The organism is Isoptericola sp. GX10416 (assembly GCF_056590155.1).
On the sequence record NZ_JBWPVO010000007.1, the window covers coordinates 135,808 to 155,463 of the forward strand.

17 protein-coding genes are annotated in these 19,656 nt (G+C 74.2%); 8 read left to right on the forward strand and 9 right to left on the reverse strand.

Translation table 11 applies throughout. The features are described 5' to 3' along the window. Positions 1-7: 7 nt before the first annotated feature. The 3 genes from ACWAT2_RS12070 to ACWAT2_RS12080 all read left to right on the forward strand — a co-directional run bounded on the left by ACWAT2_RS12070 (position 8) and on the right by ACWAT2_RS12080 (position 3,406). Entirely contained in the window at positions 8-1,759 is a 1,752-nt protein-coding gene (locus ACWAT2_RS12070) for a DUF885 domain-containing protein (RefSeq protein WP_402376067.1), read from the forward strand. Position 1,760: 1 nt separating this feature from the next. Then, the gene (locus tag ACWAT2_RS12075; RefSeq protein WP_402376064.1) at positions 1,761-2,684 is read left to right on the forward strand and encodes an AEC family transporter; all 924 of its coding nucleotides are present in this window, start codon (positions 1,761-1,763) and stop codon (positions 2,682-2,684) included. Between the two features lie 89 nt (positions 2,685-2,773). After that, entirely contained in the window at positions 2,774-3,406 is a 633-nt protein-coding gene (locus tag ACWAT2_RS12080) for a YitT family protein (protein WP_402376061.1), read from the forward strand. A gap of 19 nt (positions 3,407-3,425) precedes the next feature. On the opposite strand, the gene ACWAT2_RS12085 is transcribed toward ACWAT2_RS12080, so the two are convergent. Beyond that, positions 3,426-4,679, reverse strand: coding sequence for a CE1 family esterase (locus ACWAT2_RS12085; protein ID WP_402376059.1), 1,254 nt, complete (start codon positions 4,677-4,679; stop codon positions 3,426-3,428). A gap of 163 nt (positions 4,680-4,842) precedes the next feature. Here ACWAT2_RS12085 and ACWAT2_RS12090 point away from each other — a divergent pair, with 163 nt between their 5' ends. The 3 genes from ACWAT2_RS12090 (at position 4,843) to ACWAT2_RS12100 (ending at position 7,964) form a co-directional block, all read left to right on the forward strand. Next, positions 4,843-5,487, forward strand: coding sequence for a Maf family protein (locus ACWAT2_RS12090; RefSeq protein WP_402376056.1), 645 nt, complete (start codon positions 4,843-4,845; stop codon positions 5,485-5,487). A 159-nt stretch (positions 5,488-5,646) separates the two neighbouring features. Further along, a complete protein-coding gene (locus ACWAT2_RS12095) occupies positions 5,647-7,434 on the forward strand; it encodes an acetyl/propionyl/methylcrotonyl-CoA carboxylase subunit alpha (protein WP_402376053.1) in 1,788 nt (595 codons plus the stop codon). Positions 7,435-7,439: 5 nt separating this feature from the next. Beyond that, entirely contained in the window at positions 7,440-7,964 is a 525-nt protein-coding gene (locus ACWAT2_RS12100; protein ID WP_402376050.1) for an NUDIX domain-containing protein, read from the forward strand. 12 nt (positions 7,965-7,976) lie between these two features. Here ACWAT2_RS12100 and ACWAT2_RS12105 read toward each other — a convergent pair whose 3' ends face one another. Then, positions 7,977-9,428: an NAD(P)H-quinone dehydrogenase gene (locus ACWAT2_RS12105; protein ID WP_402376048.1), complete on the reverse strand. Its 1,452-nt coding sequence runs from the start codon at positions 9,426-9,428 to the stop codon at positions 7,977-7,979. Between the two features lie 56 nt (positions 9,429-9,484). Here ACWAT2_RS12105 and ACWAT2_RS12110 point away from each other — a divergent pair, with 56 nt between their 5' ends. Together ACWAT2_RS12110 and ACWAT2_RS12115 are read left to right on the forward strand one after the other, a co-directional pair. Then, positions 9,485-10,336: a purine-nucleoside phosphorylase gene (locus ACWAT2_RS12110; protein ID WP_402376046.1), complete on the forward strand. Its 852-nt coding sequence runs from the start codon at positions 9,485-9,487 to the stop codon at positions 10,334-10,336. Between the two features lie 10 nt (positions 10,337-10,346). After that, on the forward strand, positions 10,347-12,113 hold the full coding sequence (locus ACWAT2_RS12115; protein WP_402376043.1) for a phospho-sugar mutase: 1,767 nt from the start codon (positions 10,347-10,349) through the stop codon (positions 12,111-12,113). Between the two features lie 18 nt (positions 12,114-12,131). Here ACWAT2_RS12115 and ACWAT2_RS12120 read toward each other — a convergent pair whose 3' ends face one another. The 7 genes from ACWAT2_RS12120 to ACWAT2_RS12150 form a co-directional block, all read right to left on the reverse strand. Then, the gene (locus tag ACWAT2_RS12120; RefSeq protein ID WP_402376041.1) at positions 12,132-12,947 is read right to left on the reverse strand and encodes a siderophore-interacting protein; all 816 of its coding nucleotides are present in this window, start codon (positions 12,945-12,947) and stop codon (positions 12,132-12,134) included. Positions 12,948-12,974: 27 nt separating this feature from the next. After that, the gene (locus ACWAT2_RS12125) at positions 12,975-14,702 is read right to left on the reverse strand and encodes a hypothetical protein (protein WP_402376038.1); all 1,728 of its coding nucleotides are present in this window, start codon (positions 14,700-14,702) and stop codon (positions 12,975-12,977) included. Beyond that, complete coding sequence (locus ACWAT2_RS12130) at positions 14,699-15,361, reverse strand: ABC transporter ATP-binding protein (RefSeq protein ID WP_402376035.1); 663 nt, start codon at positions 15,359-15,361, stop codon at positions 14,699-14,701. The genes ACWAT2_RS12125 and ACWAT2_RS12130 overlap by 4 nt, the downstream gene beginning before the upstream one ends. Before the next feature lie 82 nt (positions 15,362-15,443). Then, positions 15,444-16,616 carry an epoxide hydrolase family protein gene (locus tag ACWAT2_RS12135; RefSeq protein WP_402376032.1) on the reverse strand — a complete coding sequence of 391 codons (1,173 nt, stop codon included), beginning with the start codon at positions 16,614-16,616 and terminating at the stop codon, positions 15,444-15,446. A gap of 44 nt (positions 16,617-16,660) precedes the next feature. Continuing rightward, positions 16,661-17,401 carry a deoxyribose-phosphate aldolase gene (gene deoC, locus ACWAT2_RS12140; protein WP_402376030.1) on the reverse strand — a complete coding sequence of 247 codons (741 nt, stop codon included), beginning with the start codon at positions 17,399-17,401 and terminating at the stop codon, positions 16,661-16,663. Next, positions 17,398-18,492, reverse strand: a complete 1,095-nt coding sequence (locus ACWAT2_RS12145; RefSeq protein ID WP_402376028.1) for an adenosine deaminase — start codon at positions 18,490-18,492, stop codon at positions 17,398-17,400. The genes deoC and ACWAT2_RS12145 overlap by 4 nt, the downstream gene beginning before the upstream one ends. A gap of 66 nt (positions 18,493-18,558) precedes the next feature. Next, positions 18,559-19,653, reverse strand: coding sequence for a hypothetical protein (locus ACWAT2_RS12150; protein WP_402376026.1), 1,095 nt, complete (start codon positions 19,651-19,653; stop codon positions 18,559-18,561). Positions 19,654-19,656: the final 3 nt, after the last annotated feature.

Below are 19,656 nucleotides of genomic sequence, written 5' to 3' on the forward strand. Positions count from 1 at the left end.
CGGGCGGGTGACCCACGACGCCGCCACCTCCGGCACACCCGTAGCCTCCGGCCGCGCCCGCACCCCGCTCGACGACGTCGCCGACGCGTACGTCCGCGACGTCGCGGCGCTGCGGCCCGACGCCGCCACGATGATGGGGCTGCCCGGCCACGACCACGAGCTCCCCGACCTCTCCCCCGCCGGCCACGACGCCCGCGCCGACGTCGACCGTGCGCTCCTGCGCCGCCTCGACGAGCTCGAGGCCTCGGGCGCCGCACCGGTGGACGACGTCGACCGGGTCACCCTCGCCGCGATGCGCGAGCGCGTGGGGCTCGCCGTCGAGCAGCACGAGGCCGGCGACCCGCAGTCGTCGCTGAACAACATCGAGTCCCCGGTGCAGCAGCTCCGCGACCTGTTCGACGTGGTCCCCACCGGCACCGTCGAGGCGTGGGAGAACATCGCCGCGCGGCTCGGCGGTATTCCGCAGGCCCTCGCGGGATACACCGAGTCCTTGACCTGGAGCGCGGAGCGCGGCCGGGTCGCCGCGATCCGGCAGGTGCGAGCCGCCGCCGCGCAGGCCCGCGAGCTGGCGGGCGACAGCTCCACGTTCACGGCGCTCGTGCGGAGCGAGCAGGCCGGCCTCGTGCTCGACGAGTCCTCCGCCTGCAGCCTGGTGCGTGCCGAGCTCGAGCGCGGTGCCACGGCGGCTCGCCAGGCGTACGGCGAGCTCGCCGACTTCCTCGAACGCGAGCTCGCTCCCCGCGCTCCGCACGCCGACGCCGTCGGCCGCGAGGCCTACACGCGCCACTCGCGAGAGTTTCTCGGCGCGACGGTGGACCTCGACGAGACCTACGAGTGGGGGCTCGAGGAGCTGGCTCGGATCGTGGCCGAGCAGGAGGAGCTGGCCCGCACCATCGCCGGCCCCGACGCCACCGTGGCCGACGCCGTCGCCGCCCTCGACGCCGACCCGGCACGCCGGCTCGTGGGCAGCCGTGCCCTCCGGGCCTGGATGCAGGAGTGCGCGGACGAGGCCGTCGCGGACCTCGCCGGGACGCACTTCGAGATCGAGGGACCGGTCCGCACCATCGAGTGCATGATCGCCCCGACCCAGACCGGCGGCATCTACTACACCCCGCCCAGCGACGACTTCTCCCGGCCGGGCCGCATGTGGTGGTCCGTGCCCCCGGGCGTCACGGAGTTCAACACGTGGCGGGAGAAGACGACGGTTTACCACGAGGGCGTCCCGGGGCACCACCTGCAGTGCGCGGCCGCCGTCGCCGCCCGCGACACGCTCAACTCCTGGCGCCGCCTGGCCTGCTGGGTGTCCGGGCACGGCGAGGGCTGGGCGCTGTACGCCGAGCGGCTGATGGCCGACCTCGGCTATCTCGACGACGCCGGCGACCGGTTCGGCATGCTGGACGCCCAGCGGCTGCGCGCGGCCCGCGTCGTGCTCGACATCGGCGTCCACCTCGGCAAGGACCTCCCGGCCGCCTGGGGCGGGACCGGCGAGACCTGGGATGCAGAGAACGCCTGGCGGTTCCTGCGGGCGAACGTCAACATGCCCGAGGAGTTCGTCCGGTTCGAGCTGGACCGCTACCTCGGCTGGCCCGGCCAGGCGCCGTCGTACAAGGTGGGGCAGCGGCTGTGGGAGCAGGCCCGCGACGAGGCCCGTGCGGCCGCGGCCGCACGGGGCGAGGAGCTCGATCTGCGCGCGTTCCACGCCCGCGCGCTCGGGCTCGGCTCGGTCGGGCTGGACGTGCTGCGCGAGGCGCTCGCCTGACGTGCAGGGCATCCTCACCGGCTTCGCGATCATCGGCGTCGTCATCGCCGCCGGGTACGTCGCCGGGAGGCTCCGGCTCGGCGGCCCGGAGGCGGGGACGACGCTCAACCGGATCGGCTTCTTCGTCGCCAGCCCTGCCCTGCTGTTCACGGTCGTGGCGGACGCCGACCTCGGCGCCCTGCTCGGCGCGCCGCTGCTGGTCCAGGCGATCGCCGGCGCCAGCGCCGCGGCGGTCTTCGTCGCGGTCAACCTGCTGTGGCTGAGGCTGCGCGTGCCCGAGGCCACGATCGGCGCGCTCGGTGCCGGCTACGTCAACGCCGGCAACATCGGTCTTCCCGTGGCCCTCTACGTGCTCGGCGACGCCACCGCGGTGGTGCCGGTCATCGGCCTGCAGCTGCTGATCGTCTCGCCGCTGGTGCTGCTCCTGCTGGACTCCAGCACCAGCGAGAACCGTGTCTCGCTGGGCTTCGTGCTCAGCCAGCCCGTGCGCAACCCCATCATCCTCGGCGCGCTGGCGGGCGGCGCCGTGTCCCTGACCGGTGCCCGCGTGCCGGACGTGGTCCTCGCCCCGCTGGAGATCCTCGGCGGTGCAGCGATCCCGATGATCCTGCTCGCCTTCGGGATGTCGTTGCACGGCTCGAGGCCGTTGCGCGGCCAGGAGGGACGCGCGGCGGTGGTCGTCGCGGCAGCGCTCAAGGCGGTGGTGATGCCGGCCGTCGCGTTCGTCGTGGCGCGCTACGGGTTCGGGCTCGACGACGACGCGGTGGTCTCCGCGGTCACGCTCGCCGCGCTGCCCGCGGCGCAGAACATCTTCAACTACGCGGCACGCTTCCGGCGCGGCGAGGTGCTCGCCCGGGACACGATCCTGGTGACGACGCTCGCGTCGCCCGTCGTCCTGCTGGTCGCCGCGGCGCTGCTGACGTAGCAGCCGCGTCGACGTGTGAACATAGGCACGCCGTCGCACCACCACCCCCGGTCGACGGCGCCACCCGCCCCGACCCCGGAGGGATCTCGATGAGCACCGCACCCCGTCAGTCCGACCTCAAGCCGGAGGGCGTCAGGCACAGCCTCCTGGAGGACGCCCTCGGCCTCCTCACCGGGACGTTCGTGGTGTCGCTGGGGCTGTTCCTGCTCCAGTCCGTCGGGGCGGTCACCGGGGGCACGGCCGGGCTGTCGCTGCTCGTGAGCTATGCCGTCGACCTCCCGTTCGGTTGGCTCTTCGCGCTGGTGAACCTGCCGTTCTTCGCCCTGGCGATCTGGAAGAAGGGGTGGGACTTCACGCTCCGCACCGGCCTCTCGATCGCGCTGGTGTCGCTGTTCAGCTCCCTGCAGGCCGCGATGTTCGGCACGATCGACGTCCCGACCCTCTTCGGCGTGCTCGGCGGCAACGTGCTGGCCGGGGTGGGCCTGCTCATCGTGTTCCGGCACCGCTCCAGCATCGGCGGGTTCAACATCGTCGCGCTCGTCGCGCAGGAACGGCTCGGCTGGCGCGCCGGGTACGTGCAGATGGCCCTCGACACCGCCGTGGTGCTGCTGGCCCTCACCGTCGTCGAACCGCTCACCGTGCTGGTCTCCGCCGTCGGCGCCGCACTGCTCAACCTCGTGCTCGCCCTGAACCACCGGCCGGGCCGGTACATGGGCTACTGAGAGCGCGGCGCCGTCGGCGTCAGGAGCTCGAGCAGGTCAGGTCCGGGGTGGTCGGCTCGCCGCTGGCGAGGAAGCCGAACGTCGCCGTGCCCCCCGCAGGGAGCTGGCCGTTCCACGACGCGTTGCGGACGACGACGGTCCCGCTCTGTGTGGTCACCTCGCCGTTCCACACCTGGTCGACGCTTCCGGACGGCTCCCAGCTGACGCTCCAGGACGACGTCGGCGCGTCGGCTCGGACCGTGACCTCGCCCTGGTACCCACCCGACCAGGAGTTCGCGGTGCTGTACGTCGCCGTGCAGTCCTCACCGGGCGTGGGGTCCGGGTCCGGCGTCGGGTCCGGGTCCGGCGTCGGGTCCGGGTCCGGCGACTCGGAGCCCAGGGCCGTGAAGAACTCCCAGATCTCGCCCGGCACCCAGGACTGCGACTGCCCCTGGTCGCGCGCGTCCCACATGTGCCCGCTGTCCGAGGCGATCCACACCACCGGGTAGCCGTCGTCGCACGAGTAGGTGGTCTTGACGTGGGTACCGCTGCCCGGGGCAGGCTCGGGCGCGTTCTGCGCCTGGCACCCGTTGGTCTGCAGGGCGCGGTCACGCAGCTGGCGGCCCTGGGAGATGTTCAGGACGTCGTCGACGACCCCGTGCGAGCCGAGGTAGGCGATCGGCTCGGACCCGCCGGCGCACCCGGACAGCTGCGCGCCGTTGAGCACCGCCACCCCGCGGAACACGTCGGCGCGCGCGCACGCCAGCGCGTTGCTCATGCCGCCGCCGTAGCTGAAGCCGGTGGCGAACCGCTGGGAGGTGTCGATGCACAGTGCCGACTCGACGGTGCTCAGCACGTCGTCGATGAACGCGACGTCCTGGCCACCCGAGTTGGGCCACGCGTTGTCGATGCCCTGCGGCGCGACGAACACGGTGCTGTCGCCGGCCTGCGGCTCGAGACCGTAGTAGCGCTGATTCTCCACGTCCGCCGAGGTCCCGTGCCACCAGTGCAGCCCCACCACGAGGCGGTGAGCCCGGTCCGGGTCGTACCCGTCCGGCACGTCGAGGCGGAACGAACGGGCCTGCCCGCCGCTGTTGATGGTGTGGTTCCCCGTGGTCAGGCCTGCGGGCTGACCGCAACCCTCGGTCGCGGCCTGTGCGGCGCTCGTCTGCTGCGCCGTGGTGCTCGGCGACGTCGCCGAGACGGGTGCGTAGGCTCCGCCGAGGACGAGCAGTGCCGCTGCGGTCGACGACAGCAGCGCCCGACGGCCTCGGGTCCTGATGGGTTGTCGCATGATGACGCTCCCTCCGGTGGGGTCCTCGGCGACGCTGCCGGGACGGTGACGCGGGGCCGGAGCCGGCCTGGTCCGCGCCATCCAAATGTAACGTTAAACGCACGCGCCGAAAGGGCATGAAACGGTTCGGGCGACGTCCTGGCGGTCGACTAGGCTCCCTGACGTGCCGCACCTCGTCCTCGCCTCGAAGTCCCCCGCCCGCCTCGCCACCCTGCGTGCCGCGGGCATCGACCCCGGCGTCGACGTCTCGCACGTCGACGAGGACGCCGTGCTCGCCGCCGCGCGCGGACGCTTCGACGACCTCGGCCCCGCCGACGCCGTGCTGGTCCTCGCGCAGGCCAAGGCCGAGGAGGTCGCCGCGCGCACCGAGGGCGCGCTCGTGCTCGGCTGCGACTCGATGCTCGAGATCGACGGCGAGATCGTCGGCAAGCCCGGCACCCCCGAGATCGCCCGCGAGCGCTGGCGGCGCATGCGCGGCCGCTCCGGCGTGCTGCACAGCGGGCACTGGGTCGTCGACTGCCGGGCGGACGACGACGGCGGCACGGCGGCCACGCTCGGCGGCTCCTCGTCGACGACGGTCTACTTCGCCGACCTCGACGACGCCGAGATCGACGCCTACGTGGCGACCGGCGAACCGCTGCAGGTGGCCGGGGCCTTCACGATCGACGGGCTCGGCGGTCCGTACGTCGAACGGATCGAGGGTGACCACCACGGGGTGGTGGGTGTGAGCCTGCCGCTGCTGCGCGAGCTCCTCGCCGAGATCGACGTGCCCTTCCATCTGCTGCGAGCGCAGCACGGCCCTTCCTGACGAAACCGCCAACGCGCCCTGTGCACCCGGCACGATCGGCCCACGGTCCATGTGGGATGTGTACAAACGCCTTCGATCCGCGTTGGCACCCGGCACAGACTTCCCCGGCCGGGCCGCACGGAGTGGCGGAGCGGGGACCTCGGCACGTTACCGTGAGCCGTGCCCACCATCACGAAGGTCCTCGTCGCCAACCGCGGTGAGATCGCTGTCCGCATCGCCCGCGCCTGCGCCGACGCAGGCATCACCTCCGTCGCCGTCTACGCCGACACCGACCGTCGGGCACTGCACGTGCAGCTCGCGGACGAGGCCTTCGCCCTCGACGGCACCCGCGCCGCGGACACCTACCTGAGCGCGGACAAGCTGCTCGACGTCGCCCGCCGGTCAGGAGCGGACGCCGTCCACCCGGGGTACGGGTTCCTGTCCGAGAACGCCGGCTTCGCCCAGGCGGTGATCGACGCCGGGCTGGTGTGGATCGGCCCGCCGCCCGCGGCCATCGAGTCCCTCGGCGACAAGGTGAGCGCGCGGCACATCGCGCAGCGCGCCGGCGCCCCGCTGGTCCCGGGCACCAAGGACCCTGTCGAGAGCGCCGCGGACGTCCGCGAGTTCGCCGCGGAGCACGGCCTGCCCATCGCCATCAAGGCGGCCTACGGGGGTGGCGGGCGCGGCCTGAAGGTGGCCCGGTCGCACGAGGAGATCGACGAGCTGTACGACTCCGCGGTGCGTGAGGCCGTCGCGGCGTTCGGTCGCGGCGAGTGCTTCGTGGAGCGCTACCTCGACAGGCCCCGGCACGTCGAGACGCAGTGCCTGGCGGACTCGCACGGCAACGTCGTGGTGGTCTCCACGCGTGACTGCTCGCTGCAGCGCCGGCACCAGAAGCTCGTCGAGGAGGCGCCCGCACCGTTCCTGACGGCGGAGCAGGAGGCGGAGCTCGACCGCGCCTCGCGCGCCATCCTCACCGAGGCTGGCTACGTCGGCGCGGGGACCTGCGAGTTCCTGGTCGGCACGGACGGCACCCTGTCCTTCCTCGAGGTCAACACCCGCCTGCAGGTGGAGCACCCCGTCACCGAGGAGGTCACCGGGATCGACCTCGTGCGCGAGCAGCTGCGGATCGCCGCGGGCGAAGAGCTCGGCTACGACGTCGCCACCGTGCGGGGGCACTCTCTCGAGTTCCGTATCAACGGCGAGGACCCGGCCGCCGGGTTCCTGCCCGCACCGGGCACCGTGACCACGCTGCGCTGGCCGTCCGGCCCGGGCGTTCGCGTCGACACGGGGGTGGTCGAGGGCGACACCGTCTCCGGCCTGTTCGACTCGATGATCGCCAAGCTGATCGTCACCGGCGCCACCCGGGCCCAGGCGGTGGAGCGCGCCCGCCGCGCCCTGCGCGAGCTCGAGGTCGCCGGGATCCCCACGGTGGTCCCGTTCCACCGCGCCGTGCTGGATTCCGAGGACTTCGTGCCCCGGGAGGCCGACACCCCGTTCCGCGTGCACACCCGCTGGATCGAGACCGACTTCGCCGACGCCGTCGTGGCCCTCGGGCCCTCCGACCCGCCGATGGCCGAGGCGGCGACCGAGGGGCCCGAGGAGCCTCCGGAGCGGGTGGTCGTCGAGGTCGGCGGGCGCCGGCTCGAGGTGGTCCTCCCGGCCGGGCTCGGCATGGGCCGCGCCGGTGGCACCGGCAAGGCCGCTCGCCGTCCTGCCCGCCGCGCAGCCCGGGGCGGCAGCGGGGGCGCGAGCGGCACCACGCTGGCCTCACCCATGCAGGGCACCATCGTCAAGGTGGCTGTCGCCGAGGGCGACGAGGTCGTCGAGGGCGATCTCGTCGTCGTGCTCGAGGCGATGAAGATGGAGCAGCCGATCACCGCCCATCGGGCAGGGACCATCAAGAGCCTGAGCCTCGCCGCCGGCGCCGGCGTCTCCGCCGGTTCCGCCATCTGCGAGATCGCCTGATCGACGTGTCCGGCGGCGCGCACCACCGGCACCCCGGCGACGGCTGGGTGCAGTGCGGGGACCACCGCCACTGGGGCCTGCACGGCGCAGCGGGGCTGTTCCTGGTGCGCCGGGCCGCACCCGCCCCCGACGGCACGCCCGGACCCGTGACCGACGTCGTCCTGCAGCACCGTGCGGCGTGGTCGCACCACGGCGGGACGTGGGGCATCCCGGGCGGGGCCGTCTCCCCCGACGAGACGCCGACCCAGGGGGCGCTGCGCGAGGCCGCCGAGGAGGCGGGCATCGATCCCGCCTCCGTGCGGGTGACCGCCGAGCACGTGCTCGACCACGGCGTGTGGACCTACACCACGGTGCTCGGCGAGACCGTCTCCGGAGAACGCACGCCCGTCGAGGCCACGGACCCGGAGAGCATCGAGGTGCGCTGGGTGCCGGTCGGCGAGGTCGCCGGCCTTCCCCTGCACCCGGGCTTCGCCGACGCCCTGCCGCACCTCGCGCGCCTGCTCGACACGGACCGGCAGCGCCGGCCCTGACCCGCTGAGCGCTCAGCGCGGGGTGAGCTGGCCGTGCAGCACGCGTGCCGTCTCGCTGATCGTCCCCGACAGCGACGGGTAGATGGTGAACGTCTCGGCGACGTCGTCCACCGTGAGCCGGTGCGTGACCGCGAGCGTCACCGGGAAGATGAGCTCGCTCGCCCGCGGGCCGACGACGACGCCGCCCAGGACGGCACCCGCCTCCGGGTGGGCGAACAGCTTGACGAAGCCGTCGTGGACGCCGTGCATCTTGGCCCGCGGGTTGCGGGCGAGCGGCAGCGTCGTGGTCACGTAGCGCGAGCCCTGCGAGCGCAGCTCCTCCTCCGAGTAGCCGACCGTCGCGATCTCCGGCGCCGTGAAGATGTTCGCCGCGACCTTGCCCAGGTGCAGCGGGGCGACGGCGTCGCCCAGCGCGTGCGCCATCGCGAGGCGGCCCTGCATGGCGGCGACCGACGCCAGCGGCAGCACACCGGTGCAGTCACCGGCCGCATAGACGCCGCGCACCGACGTGCGCGAGACACGGTCGACCTGGATGTGCCCGGAGTCCTTCAGGAGCACGCCGGCCTCCTCGAGGCCCAGACCCGTGGTGTTGGGGACGCCGCCGACGGCGATCAGCACGTGGGAGCCCTCGACCACGCGGCCGTCGGAGAGGGTGACGGCGACGCCGTCAGTGGTGCGCTCGGCGGCCGCGGCCCGCGAACGTGACATGACCGTCATCCCGCGGCTGCGGAAGACGCCCTCGAGCAGCTCGGCGGCGTCCTCGTCCTCACCGGGGAGCACGCGGTCGCGCGAGGACACCAGGACGACCTCGGAGCCGAGTGCGAGGTAGGCACCGGCGAACTCCGCCCCGGTGACGCCGGAGCCGACCACGATGAGCTTCTCGGGCAGCTCCGCGAGGTTGTACAGCTGCGTCCAGGTGAGGATGCGCTCGCCGTCGGGCTCCGCGGTGGGCAGGGTGCGCGGCGTGGCGCCGGTGGCGAGCAGCACGATGTCCGCGTCGAGCGTGACCTCAGGTCCGCCGTCGGACGGCGCGACGGCGACCCTGCTGGGTCCGTCCAGGCGGCCGCTGCCGTCCATGATCCTGACGCCCTCGCGGTCCATGCGAGCCCGGATGTCGGCGGACTGCGCCGCGGCGAGGGCCAGCACGCGCTTGTTGACGGCCTGGAGGTCCACGAGAGCGCGCCGTGCGTCCGGGTCGTCGCCCGGCGTCACGCTGCCGCCGGTCCGGATGCCGAGCTCGGGCGCGGACTCCGCGATGGTCAGCCACTCGGCCGTGGCGATGAGCGTCTTGGAGGGGACGACGTCGGTCAGGACCGTCGCACCGCCCATGCCCGAGCGCTCGACGACGGTGACGTCGGCCCCGGTGCGGCGGGCGACCAGGGCCGCCTCGTAGCCTCCCGGGCCGCCACCGATGACGACGACGCAGTGGTTGGGTCCGGCAAGGATGCTGTTCTCTGCAGACACGGGTGCCATTGTGTCAGCACCGGCGGGCCCCTGCGGGCAGAGATAGTCTCGGGTCCATGAGCACCACACCTGCTACGACGCCGGACCTCGACGACCCGAGGACCGATCCGTTCGACGTCGCGCGCGCTGCCGCGGACCACATCGCCGAGGCCACCGGGGTCGCCGGGCACGACGTCGCCCTCGTCCTCGGCTCCGGCTGGGGCGGCGCGGCCGAGCTGGTCGGCGACGTGGTCGCCGAGCTGCCGACGCACGAGATCCCGGGCTTCGCCCGCGCCGCGGTGGTGGGCCACGCCTCCACGACGCGCTCGATCCGCGTCGAGCGGCCCGACGGTTCGACCCGGCACGCGCTCGTCATCGGCGGCCGCACCCACCTGTACGAGGGTCGTGGTGTCCGGCGGGTGGTGCACGGTGTGCGCACGGCGGCGGCGACCGGCTGCGAGTCGGTGGTCCTGACGAACGGGTGCGGCGGCCTGCACATGGCGTGGCGCCCCGGGCAGCCGGTGCTCCTGCGCGACCACCTCAACCTGACCGCGACGTCGCCGCTCGAGGGCGCGACGTTCGTCGACCTCACCGACCTGTACTCCCCGCGCCTGCGCGAGCTGGCGCAGGGCGTGGACCCGGAGCTGCCCGAGGGCGTGTACGCCCAGTTCCCCGGACCGCACTACGAGACCCCCGCCGAGGTGCGGATGGCCGGCATCATGGGCGCCGACCTGGTCGGCATGTCGACCACCCTCGAGGCGATCGCGGCGCGGCACTCCGGCATGGACGTGCTCGGCATCTCCCTCGTGACGAACCTCGCGGCCGGGATCTCCCCGCAGCCGCTCTCCCACGAGGAGGTCCTCGAGGCGGGCCAGGCCGCAGGCCCCCGGATCAGCGACCTGCTCGCGAACATCGTCAAGGCGCTGTGAGGAGGGCGTGATGACCGAATCGACGGACATGCTGCTGGACCGCGTCGAGGAATGGATGCGCCACGACGTCGACGACACCGACGTCGCCGAGCTGACCCGGCTCGTCGAGCACGCGACGGCCGACGACGGTGCACGGCACCCGACGGCGCTCGCCGAGCTGCGCGACCGCTTCGCCGGCACGCTGCAGTTCGGGACGGCCGGGCTGCGGGGCGCGATGGCCGCCGGACCGAACCGGATGAACCGGTCCGTGGTGATCGCCGCGGCGGCCGGGCTGGCCGCCTACCTCGCCGACGTGCTCGGTCCGGGCGCGGGGCCGCGCGTCGTCGTGGGCCACGACGCCCGCCACCGGTCGCAGGACTTCGCCCACGACACCGCTGCCGTCCTCTCCGCGGCCGGCGCCGAGGTGCTGCTGCTGCCCGGCCCGCTGCCCACCCCGGTGCTCGCCTTCGCGGTGCGGCACCTGTCCGCCGACGCGGGCGTGATGGTGACCGCGAGCCACAACCCCGCCGCCGACAACGGCTACAAGGTGTACCTCGGCGGGCGGGTCGTCACCGACGCGGGGCAGGGTGCGCAGATCGTCCCGCCCCACGACGCGTCGATCGCGGAGCGGATCGCCGCCGTCGGGCAGCCGGACGAGGTCCCCCGGGCCGAGGACGGCTGGACCCTGCTGGACCACGACGTCGTGGACGCCTACCTCGCCTCGGTGCGGGGCGTCACGACGCCCGACCCCGTGGCCGCGGACGCGCTCCGCGTCGTCACGACGTCGCTGCACGGCGTCGGCGGCCGCACCCTGGCCCGCGCCCTCGCCGACGCGGGATTCAGCCAGGTCGTGCCCGTCGAGGAGCAGTCGTTCCCGAACCCTGACTTCCCCTCGGTGTCGTTCCCCAACCCGGAGGAGCCCGGGGCCATGGACATGGCGCTCGGGCTGGCCGTCGACACCGGTGCCGACCTGGTGATCGCCAACGACCCGGACGCCGACCGGTGCGCCGTCGCGGTGCTCGACGTCACCCAGGGGACGCACCTGGGCGTGGAGACGGCGCGCTCGAGCGGCTGGCGCATGCTGCACGGCGACGAGGTGGGGGCGCTGCTCGGCGCGGAGGCCGTGCGGCGTGCCTCCGGCAGCGTCGACGCCACGGTCGCGTGCTCGGTGGTCTCCTCCCGGCTGCTGGGCCGCCTGGCCGAGGACGCCGGCGTCGCGCACGCGACGACCCTGACCGGGTTCAAGTGGATCTCCCGCACGCCCGGCCTGGTGTTCGGCTACGAGGAGGCGCTCGGCTACTGCGTCGACCCGGCGCACGTGCGCGACAAGGACGGCATCAGCGCCGCCGTCGTCGTGGCGACCCTCGCGGCCCGGCTCAAGGCGTCCGGACGGACGCTGGTCGACGCGCTCGACGACATCGCCCGCGCGCACGGGCTCTACGTCACCGACCAGCTCGCCGCGCGGTTCGACGACCTGGCGCAGATCCCCGGGACGATGTCCCGCCTCCGCTCCGCCCCACCGTCGTCGCTGGGCGGTTCGCCCGTGCGTACGGTCGCGGACCTGTCCGACGGTTACGAGGGGTTGCCGCCCACGGACGGCATCCTGCTGCTGGCCGAGGACCGCACACGGGTGATCGTGCGACCGTCGGGCACCGAGCCCAAGGTCAAGTGCTACCTCGAGGTGGTCGCGGACGTCGCACCGGACGCGTCCGCGTACGACGTCGGCAAGGCCCGGGTCGCGGCGCACGAGCGGCTCGACGCCCTCCAGCGCGAGATGGCGTCCGCCCTCGGGCTCTGAGGGTGCCGCCGCGCCTCGTCAGCGAGGCGCGGCGAGCTCGGCGTCGTCCTGCGCCACCTCGGCCTTCCACCGTGGCTTCGCGGCCCGCCACGCCTCGTCGTCGTGCCCGCGGCGCCAGTACCCGGAGGCGGACAGCCGGTCCTTGTCGACGCCCAGCTCGGCACGGACCCAGCGGCGCAGCTCTCGCACGACCGAGGCCTCACCGTGCAGGAACGCGTGCGGCACACCGGTGGGCAGCCGGCCGGCCGCGTGCGCTGCACGCACCGTGTCGGTCAGCTCGGCCGCGCCACGGTGGACCCACGTGAGCCGCAGGTCCGCGTCCGTGACGATCTGCTGCTCGTCGGCCGGGCCGGGGACCTCGACGAAGGCGTGCGCGACGGCTCCCGGCGGCAGCGACTCCACGGCCGCCGCGATCGCCGGCAGCGCGGCGTCGTCCCCGACGAACAGGTGCCAGGGCGCCTCCGGGTCCGGGGCGTAGCCGCCGCCCGGGCCGAGGAACGTCACCGGGTCTCCGGGTCGAGCCCGGGCGGCCCAGGGGCCGGCGAGCCCTTCGTCCCCGTGCACCACGAAGTCCACGTCCCACTCGCCGGCGCGGACGGCCCGGACGGTGTAGGTGCGCACCACGGGACGGGACCCGGGCGTCGAGGGCTCGCCGACCACGAGCTTGAGGTACAGGTCGGTCACCGCGGGCCGGTCGATCGCGTCGAGTGCGTCCCCGGCGAACGTGAGGCGGACCATGTGCGGTGTGAGCCAACGCACGGCCGAGACGGTCGCGTGGTGCGGGGTGCGCCGCCCGGCCGGCGGGCCGTCCGGGCGCTGGGTCGCTGCAGTCATCATAGGTAAGCCTAACCTCCTTCGCGGTCAGGTCCGCGCGAGGCGTCGCACGGTGGACCGCACGAACCAGGCGGCCGAGAGCACGATCACCACGGCGACGGCGAGCAGCGCTCCGGTGCCCGCCCCCGCCCCGCGGTACGCCGACCACGCGAGAGCGACGACCATCAGCCACCCCCGCACGAACCACGCTGCGACGATCAGCGTGGAGGCGTCACCACCACCCGGCACGCTCACCGGCGTGAACAGCTCGGTCGGGACGGTCGTCGCGCCCGCGACCCAGCACCGCACGGCGAGCACCAGCACACCCGTGGTCACCGCGACCACGACCGCCGTGGCGCCGTCGTCGGGCAGGCCGGCGAGACCGACGGGGACCGCGAGCGCCAGGCCGGCCCCGACCGCGACGACGCCGAGCGCCGTCGGCACCACCAGGTGTGCCGCCACGAGGCGGCCGACGCCGCCGGGCAGCAACCCGCCCGGCCTGGCCTGGGAGGCCATGTCCCGCAGGCCGGACGCCCAGGACGACGTCGCCGCGTACAGCACGGCCGCTCCCAGGACGACGCCGAAGGCAGACCCGGGGCCTTCCGGCGACGGGATGCTCACCAGGACCAGCAGCGTGCCGCCCGTCCCCGCCACCAGCGAGCCGAGGACGGTCCACGCCCGCCGGCGCAGCCCCAGCAGGTCCCGCGCCACCACGGGCGCCCGGTACAGCAGCGGGGGCCAGAGCGTCCGGCGGCGGCCGTGCAGCCGCACCGGGCCCAGCAGGTCGGTCAGGCCGCCCGCCTCCCCGCCGATCAGGGCCTGGGACGTCGCGACCGTGTTGCGCTGGGCCGCCGCGGTCGCGTCGACGTCCATCTCGGTGGGCAGCACACGCACCGTCAACCACACGGCGAGGAGCGCCGCCACACCGGCGACACCCAGCAGGCCCGGTCCGGGCACGGTCGCCAGCGAGCACGCGACCCCGGTCGCCGCGGGATCCGCGCAGACCTGCCCGACGGCGGTACGCACCTGCGGGGCGACGACCTCCAGCACCGGTGCGAGCACTCCCAGGCCGAGCAGCACTCCTGCGGTCCGCCGCGCCGCCGTGCGCCAGCGCGGCGCCTGGGCCGCCACGCCCAGCATCAGCGGGACCTGGACGGCGAACCCCGCCAGCAGCGCCCAACCCGCCACGTCCGCAGGGCCGACGCCGTCGGCGGGCACCACGCCCGCACCCCCGGCGAGGCCCAGCGCGCCCGCCGCGAGAGCGGACCCCCCGAACGCCGCGACGACCGCCGCGCCGACGGCGAGCAGCACGACCCGCCGCCAGAGCACCGCCACCGGCGGGAACTGACCGGCGAGCACGAACGTCGCCTCGGACGGGCTGGTCCACAGCGGTCCGCCGGCGCGGGCGGCGTTGACCGCCAGGAGTGCGAGGACACCGCCGACGCACAGCCCGACCACCACCAGGCCGTCGAACGAGCTCGAGCTCCACCGCTCGGCCGCCACGGCACCCTCGCCGCCGCCCGCACCGCCGAGCGGGACGCCCACGACGGACAGCGCCGCCCACAGCATCGGTCCGTAGACCAGGGCCAGGAGGACGACGCCGTAGACGAGATAGACGCGGTCGCCCGGGTCCGCGCCGGACGCGGCCGCGCGAGCCAGCGCAGAGCGGCGGCGCAGCCGGCCCAGCCAGCGCCGCCACGGCGTGTAGAGCACGCGCGCAGGGCCCGCGTCGTCCGGGTCCGCGCTGCCCGTCCCGGTGCCTGCAGGAGCGCTCATCGCTGCCCTGGCTCGGCGAGCTCGACCACCTGACCGCGGGCCGCGACGTCGTCGCGCAGCCCGCTGTCGTGGGTCGCGACGAGGACGGTCCGTCCGGCGTCGAGGGCACGCCCGACGAGACGGCGTGCCACGGTGCGCCACCGGGCGTCGAGACGCTGCTCGGGCTCGTCGAGCAGCACGAGCCGCGCGGGCCGGTAGAGCGTGGTGGCCAGCGCGAACAGCTGGCGCTCCCCCGACGACAGCTCGGACGGGAACTGGTCGCGCACACGGTCCAGCTCGGCCTCGGCCAACGTCTCGGCGACGTCGGCCAGCGTGTGCCTCCCCGCCCAGGCGGAGCTGACCAGCCGCAGGTGCTCCGCCACCGTCAGGTCGCGGTAGGTGGGTAGCCCGCCCATGAGCAGCGTGACGTCCTCGCGCCGGCGCAGCCGGGCACGCGCCGCCGTCATCCCGAGGGTGCGCACGCTGCCCGACGTCGGTTCGTCCGCCCCGGCGACGAGCCCCAGCAACGTGGACTTGCCGCTCCCGTTGGCCCCCACGACGGCGGCGGCCTGGCCCGCGTGCAGCGTCAGGGACGTCGGGGCGAGCACCTGCACGCTGCCGTGCGTCCGCGTCGCCTCACGCACCTCGACGAGCGGTTCATCTGTGTCGGCGCTGGTCATGGCGCCGACGCTAGGTCGTGTCCCCCGAATCTTCGGTGAGGCGCGCGGCGGGCCGTCCGGCACAGCCTCGCGGTGACCTGCATCACGGCCTCTGCCCCTCGCTTCGAGCGGCGGCCAGCACGGCGGCAAGGCCGTGCTGCAGGTCCCTCACGAAGTATTCCGGCACCTCCAAGGAGGGAAAGTGGCCCCCGGACTCGGGCAGGTTCCAGCGGACGATCTGTCGATACCGCTCCTGGGCCCATGCTCGCGGGGTGCGGGACTCGACGTCACCGGGGTACAGGGTGATGGCTGACGGGACGTCCACCCGGAGGTCCGGGTCGAGCGAGTGAGGGCTCTCGGCGTAGATGCGTGCGGCCGACGCACCGGTGCGCGTCAGCCAGTAGAGCGTGACGTCGTCGAGAATCCTGTCGCGGGAGATCGTCTCGAACGGGCTGTCCTCGGTGTCCGACCACTCGGCGAACTTGTCGACGAGCCACGCGAGGAGCCCGACCGGTGAGTCGACGAGCGAGTAGCCGATGGTCTGGGGCCTGGTCGCCTGCTGCTTCGCGTACGCCCTGTGGTTCTGCCAGAAGTCTCGTGCCTCCTCGACCGTCGTGCGCTCGACTGCCGTCAGAGACTCCGTCGTCATCCCCGGCGGTGCCGGCGCGAACGTGGTGTGGATGCCGAGGACGTGCTGCGGGAAGCTGCCGCCGAGGATGGTCGTGACGTTTCCTCCCCAGTCACCGCCGTGCGCGACGAATCGGTCGTATCCCAGCCTCCCCATCAGCTCCACCCAGGCGGCTGCGATCTTCTCGACCCCCCACCCGGCCGTGCTCGGCCTGTCGCTGTAGCCGAACCCCGGGAGCGACGGGGCCACGACGTGGAACGCCGGTGCGCCGGCATCCTGCGGGTCCGCCAGCTCGTCGACCACGTCGACGAACTCGGCGACGCTGCCCGGCCAGCCGTGCGTCATGATCAGCGGGGTGGCATCGGCGCGCGCGGACCGACGGTGCAGGAAGTGGATGCCCAGCCCGTCGACGGTCGTGCGGAACTGACCGATCCGGTCGAGGCGCGCCTCGAAGGCCCGCCAGTCGTACCCGGTGCGCCAGTAGTCCACGAGGTCGACGAGGTCGGCGAGCGGAACGCCCTGCTCCCAGCGCCGAGGGCCGGGCGCGGAGCGCACGACGGTCTCGGGCTCCGGCAGCCGCGCCGTCGTCAGTCGCGCGCGCAGGTCCTCGAGCTCCGCGTCGGGCGCGTGCGCTTCGAAGACGTGCACGTCGTCGGCTGATCGGACCACAAGACCCCCTGGTGTCTCGGCAGTCAGTAGCCGCCGTCGGTCGCGGACGCCTCGTCGGCGGCCGCGGCCCCGTCAGCGACCTCGTCGAAGCCCGCCAGGACGGCCGCCGTGCCGGACAGCCCCAGGCGGGTGGCGCCCGCGGCGATCATCGCCTGGGCGTCGGCGAGCGTGCGCACCCCGCCGGAGGCCTTGATCCCCAGCCGGCCGCCCACCGTTCGTGCCATCAGCTCCACGGCATGCACCGAGGCGCCGCCCGTGGCGTGGAATCCCGTGGACGTCTTGACGAAGTCGGCGCCCGCGGCCTCCGCGGCCCGGCACACCTCGACGATCTCGTCGTCGCTCAGCGCGGCGGACTCGATGATGACCTTGAGGACCTTGTCGGCCGGCACGGCGGCGCGCACCGCCGCCACGTCGGCCTGCACCAGGTCGAAGCCGCCGGCCTTGGCGACGCCGACGTCGATGACCATGTCGACCTCGTCGGCGCCGTCGAGCACCGACCGCGCGGCCTCCGCCGCCTTGATGTCGCTCGCATGCTTCCCCGACGGGAAGCCGCAGACCGTCGCCACCGCGAGCCGCCCGGCCGCCGCCTCGACGGCGTGCGCCACGAACGTAGGCGACACGCACACGGAGAAGACCTCGAGCCCGGCACCCTCCTCGACGAGCGCCGTGACGTCGGCGGAGGTCGCCTCCGGCTTGAGCAGCGTGTGATCGACGTACCGGGCCAGCTCGGCCCTCGTCGTCGGCGTCGGTGCGGCGGCGTTCATCGGGCGGCCCCCTCGATCTTCTGGAAGCCGGGCAGGATCAGCTCGTCGACGAGCTCACGGCGTTCGTCGTGGTGCATGAACGCGCTCCACGCGGCCGTGATGGTCACGTCCGCCAGGTCGTCGATGGTCCAGGCCGCCTCCGCGACGAGCCGGCGCATCTCGTGGGACATCGACGTGGCCGACATCAGGCGGTTGTCCGTGTTGAGGGTGACCGCGAAGTCGAGCTCCTTGAGCCGCGTGATCGGGTGCTCGGCGATCGACGACGCAGCCCCGGTCTGCAAGTTGGAGACCGGGCAGACCTCGAGGGCGATCTGGTGGTCACGCACCCAGTGCGCGAGCTCGCCGAGCTCCGCCGTCCCGGACCGGTGGTCGAACGTGATGTCGTCCGCGATGCGCACACCGTGGCCGAGCCGGTCCGCCTGGCCGAGGTGCACGGCCTGACCGATCGACTCCAGCCCGGCCGCCTCGCCGGCATGGATCGTCGTGGGGAAGTTGTGCTCCGCCAGGAACCGCCACACCTCGACGTGCCGGTCCGGGGGGAACCCGTCCTCCGGCCCGGCGATGTCGAAGCCGACGGAACCGGCACCGCGGTAGGCCACCGCGAGCTCGGCGATCTCGATCCACCGGTCGGTGTGCCGCATGGCGGTGACGAGCTGGCCCACCCGGATCGTCCGCCCCGCGGCCGCGGCCTCGCGTACGCCCTCGTCGATCCCGGCCTGCACCGCCTCGACCGTCTCGGGCAGGCTCATCCCCTGCTTCAGGTGCTGCTCCGGTGCCCAGCGCTGCTCGGCGTAGACGACGCCGTCGGCCGCCAGGTCCATCACCGCTTCCCGCGCCACGCGGGCGAGCGACTCCGGCGTCTGCATGACCGCGATCGTGTGGTCGAACGTCTCGAGGTAGCGCGGCAGCGAACCCGAGTCGGCCGCGTCACGGAACCAGGCACCGAGCGACGCGGCGTCGTCGGCCGGCAGCTCGTGGCCCACCTCAGCAGCCAGCTCGAGCACCGTCTGCGGGCGCAGGCCACCGTCGAGGTGATCGTGGAGGAGGACCTTCGGCAGGTCGGGGATCGCGTCGTGGAGCGCTTGCGTCATGCCCCCCAACCTACCGGTCAGACGGCGTCCGGGTCGTCCTCGGACGAGGTGACGATGCTCGCCTGCTCAGCGACGTCGGCCTCGGACGCCTCGCCGTCCAGGTCGGGACGGGGCGTCGCGGGGCGGTACTCGTCGGTCTCCTCCGGGTGCTCCGGGGTGGCAGGCGGCGTGCTCGACTCCTCGACGAGGTTCGTGGTGTCGTCCGGGGCTTCCAGGCCGGCGTCGCGCCAGGCGTCTGAGGGTGTCGTGCTCATGCCCCCATGCTGACCCCGATCGGTCCTCCTCGCGCGGCAGGACCGCCCAGACCACGTGCGGCCAGCCACCGAGCGCCCGGCCGCGGCTCGCCTGCGCCCCCGGGGCGCCGCCCGGCCCGCGCAGCGCGTCGACCGGCAGGGCGTGCATCGCGCCCGACGACGGCTCGTACAGTGTCGCGATCGGCCCGGCGGAGGTGTCCCGCACCGCCGTCAGGAGGACCACGTGGCGCGGTACGGCCGTCGTCGCGCCGTGGCCCAGGTCGCCGCCCGTGTACAGCGGCACCGGCACCCCCGCCGCCGCGGCGACGACGGCGGCACGCAGGACGGCTCGCGACCCCTCGGACGGTTCGTGACGACCGACCACCCGGTGCGTGTAGCGCACCGAGCCGAACCGCGCCTCACGGGCCGCACCCCACGGCGGGGTGCCGAGCCTGCGCGGCCAGACCCGGCGCGCACGGGCGTGGATCTGCCGCTGCAGCGCGGCGAACGCGTGCCGGGCACCGCGGGGGTCCCGGGCCAGTGCGAGCGCGGCCGCCGGGTCGCCCGCCAGGCGGAGCACCGCGAGCACCGCCGCCCCGCACGTGGTCTCGTCGACCTGGCGTGCCTCCGGCGCGAGCCGTCGCGGGCCTGGTCGTCCTGCTGACCGTGGCCCCGCCGTCAGCTCCGGCAGGAACAACGGGACCGGCCGGCCGGTCCGCGGGGCGCCCTGATCGCGGCCCAGCGGGTCGAGCACGCGCTCGCGCACCCGCGGGGCGGCGTCGCGCAGCGCGGACTCCACGGCGTACGGAACGCGTGGCGTGGTGCGCGCGCCCGCGCGCTGCGCGACCGGTGGGGGTACGGGGCCGCAGAACAGCCCCGCGGCCTCCAGGAGGTCGGTCAGCCGCAGCGCGTCCCGCCCCGCCCGCACGAC

Excerpts from the sequence above, each read along its gene's own strand:
- ACWAT2_RS12110 (WP_402376046.1), top strand. The coding sequence starts at position 9,485 with ATGAGCACCACACCTGCTACGACGCCGGACCTCGACGACCCGAGGACC.
- ACWAT2_RS12080 (WP_402376061.1), top strand. The coding sequence starts at position 2,774 with ATGAGCACCGCACCCCGTCAGTCCGACCTCAAGCCGGAGGGCGTCAGG.
- ACWAT2_RS12120 (WP_402376041.1), bottom strand. The coding sequence starts at position 12,947 with ATGACTGCAGCGACCCAGCGCCCGGACGGCCCGCCGGCCGGGCGGCGC.
- ACWAT2_RS12130 (WP_402376035.1), bottom strand. The coding sequence starts at position 15,361 with ATGACCAGCGCCGACACAGATGAACCGCTCGTCGAGGTGCGTGAGGCG.
- ACWAT2_RS12125 (WP_402376038.1), bottom strand. The coding sequence starts at position 14,702 with ATGAGCGCTCCTGCAGGCACCGGGACGGGCAGCGCGGACCCGGACGAC.
- deoC (WP_402376030.1), bottom strand. The coding sequence starts at position 17,401 with ATGAACGCCGCCGCACCGACGCCGACGACGAGGGCCGAGCTGGCCCGG.
- ACWAT2_RS12085 (WP_402376059.1), bottom strand. The coding sequence starts at position 4,679 with ATGCGACAACCCATCAGGACCCGAGGCCGTCGGGCGCTGCTGTCGTCG.
- ACWAT2_RS12145 (WP_402376028.1), bottom strand. The coding sequence starts at position 18,492 with ATGACGCAAGCGCTCCACGACGCGATCCCCGACCTGCCGAAGGTCCTC.
- ACWAT2_RS12115 (WP_402376043.1), top strand. The coding sequence starts at position 10,347 with ATGACCGAATCGACGGACATGCTGCTGGACCGCGTCGAGGAATGGATG.